The organism is Flavobacterium sp., assembly GCF_035760125.1.
GTDB lineage: Bacteria > Bacteroidota > Bacteroidia > Flavobacteriales > Flavobacteriaceae > Flavobacterium.
Map to the genome: position 1 here is coordinate 1 of NZ_DASTTN010000232.1, position 2,977 is coordinate 2,977.

At 37.1% G+C, this 2,977-nt stretch carries 2 protein-coding genes; both read left to right on the plus strand.

Annotated features, from left to right (window positions below; genetic code table 11):
• Positions 1 to 1,677 (plus strand): glucosamine-6-phosphate deaminase (locus VFS71_RS08410; protein WP_326400526.1); only part of this gene is annotated, 1,677 nt, incomplete at its 5' end.
• Positions 1,678 to 1,815: 138 nt separating this feature from the next.
• Positions 1,816 to 2,977: beta-N-acetylhexosaminidase (locus VFS71_RS08415; protein ID WP_326400528.1), on the plus strand; the 1,162-nt coding region annotated here is incomplete at its 3' end.

The following is a 2,977-nucleotide window of genomic DNA, read 5'->3' on the forward strand; positions in this document are numbered from 1 at the left end:
TTTGACAATGTTGTGACTTTCAACCTGGATGAATACTATCCTATGCCAAAGGAAAGCAACCAAAGTTACCATTACTTCATGCACCAGCATCTTTTTAACCATGTTGACATTAAACCCGAAAATATAAATATTCCGGACGGAACCGTTGCTTTGGAGGATCTGAACCAGTTTTGTGTTGATTATGAGATGAATATTAAAAATGCGGGAGGACTGGATTTTCAATTGTTGGGAATAGGCCGTACGGGTCACGTTGGTTTTAATGAGCCGGGTTCACACATCAATTCGGGAACCAGAATTATCACTTTGGACCATATCACCAAAGTGGATGCTTCGGGTGATTTCAACGGAATTGGGAATGTTCCCAAAAAAGCAATCACAATGGGAGTTTCGACAATCCTACGTTCCAAAAGAATTGTGTTAATGGCTTGGGGACAAAATAAAGCTTCCATTATCAAGAGAACCATTCAAGGTGAAATCAGTTCTGAAGTTCCTGCTACTTTTTTGCAGAATCACAACAACACAACTTTTGTATTGGATGAAGGTGCCGCTTCTGAATTGACCAGATTGGAAACACCTTGGTTGGTGGGAGAATGCATCTGGACAGAACATTTGAAAAACAAGGCAATTGTTTGGCTTTGTCAACATACCAATCAATCGATTCTTAAATTGACTGACAGAGATTATAACAACAACGGAATGTCCGATTTATTGGCAGCCGGAAGTTCATCATATGATTTGAACATCAATATGTTCAATGTATTGCAGCATACCATTACGGGATGGCCGGGAGGAAAACCCAATACGGATGATTCTCACAGACCGGAAAGAGCAAATCCTGCCAAGAAAAGAGTGATTTTGTTCAGTCCGCATCCGGATGACGACGTTATTTCGATGGGAGGAACATTTGCCAAATTAATCAAACAGGGACATGATGTGCACGTGGTGTATCAGACCTCAGGAAACATTGCGGTTACTGATGATGAGGCATTGAAGTTTGCCGAAGTGTGCAATGATTTTACAGAAGGAAATAAATCGGGAATTGATTTCCAAGCGGTAATTGATTCCATTAATTCTAAACCACTGGGACAAAGCGATTCTGCCGAAGTGCGTAAATTAAAAGGATTGATCAGAAGACGTGAGTCTTATGCGGCAACGAGATACATCGGTTTGAAAGACGAAAACACCCATTTTTTGGATATGCCGTTCTATGAAACGGGTATGGTTCAAAAAAATCCATTGGGACCGGAAGATATTGCCATTGTGAAAGAAATTATCGAGAGAATCAAGCCGCATCAAGTATTTGCAGCAGGAGATCTGGCTGATCCACATGGTACACACGAAGTATGTTTGAATGCCATTTTTGCGGCCATGAAGGCATTGAAATCAAAACCATTCATGAACGATTGTTGGTTGTGGTTGTATAGAGGTGCTTGGCACGAGTGGGATATTCACGAAATTGACATGGCTGTTCCATTGAGTCCGGACGAAGTAATGTTGAAAAGACAGGCAATTTTATACCACCAGTCCCAAAAAGACAGGGTAATGTTCCAAGGAAACGATTCGAGAGAGTTTTGGGTTAGAGCCGAGGATCGAAATAAAAATACGGCAAAGTTATACGATAAATTAGGACTTGCCGAGTATGAAGCGATTGAAGCTTTTAAACGTTTTGAGTACTAAATACTATTTTTTGTTTTGAGTGTTTACTAAAGTTGCTAGGCTCTAAGTTTTTGTATGGAGTATAAATTCTTGAGTTTAGCGCTTGTTTTACAATACTTTTTTTTGCAATTCATATTTTTAATATAGTTTCTTTATAAAATGAAATACATCATAATTTTTTTATTTGCCTCTATTATTTCATCAGCTCAAATTAGTAAAGAGCAATTAAATATTATGCCGTGGCCTCAAAACATTTCGCTTTCAGAGGGTAGTTTTCCTTTGACAAAAAACTTTAAAGTGAATATTACTGGAGCTCCAAATTCTAGAATATTCATTGGTGCCTCTAATTTTTTAAGACGATTGGACGGAAGAACAGGTGTGTTTTTTAATCAAGGCTTTATAACTGGTTTAAATGAAGTTCCTGATGCCGAATTACAAATCAATTGTGTTCGAGCCGGAAAAATTGAATTGTATGAAGATGAAAGTTACTTATTGGATATAACTACCAATAAAATTACCATAAATGCAACTACAGATGTAGGAGCTTTGCATGCACTGGAAACCTTATTACAACTGTTGCAAAATAATAGCAAATCCTTTTATTTTCCGCTTTCTAAAATTTCAGATTTCCCAAGATTTACTTGGAGAGGTTTAATGATTGATGGAGCAAGACATTTTATGCCAGTTGATGTTATAAAACGGAATTTGGATGGAATGGCAGCAGTAAAGATGAATGTTTTTCATTGGCATTTAGTAGATGATCAAGGTTGGAGAATCGAAATGAAAAAACATCCGAAACTAATTCAAATGGCATCAGATGGAAATTATTATACCCAAGAAGAAATTAAAAGTGTTGTAAAATATGCTGCAGATAGAGGGATTTTGGTGGTTCCTGAACTAGATGTACCTGGGCATGGGTCGGCTATATTGACTGCCTATCCAGAAATAGGAAGTAAAGTGGTGAATTTGCATTTAAATTCAGGTGAAAAAGGACAAGAATTTACGCAAATACAATCCTATAGTTTGGAAAGAAATGCGGGGGTTTTTTCTCCTACATTAGATCCTTCAAATCCAAAAACGTATCAATTATTAAGTGAATTTTTTGATGAAATCTGTCCGCTCTTTCCTGGTAAATTTTTTCACATAGGGGGTGATGAAAATGAAGGTAAAGACTGGGACTCAAATCCTAAAATTCAGGAATTCAAAAAGAAACATAATTTGGCAAACAACCATGAATTACAAACCTATTTCACGATGCAATTAATTCCAATGCTCAAAAAGCATAATAAAATTTTAATGGGTTGGGAAGAGATTATGACAA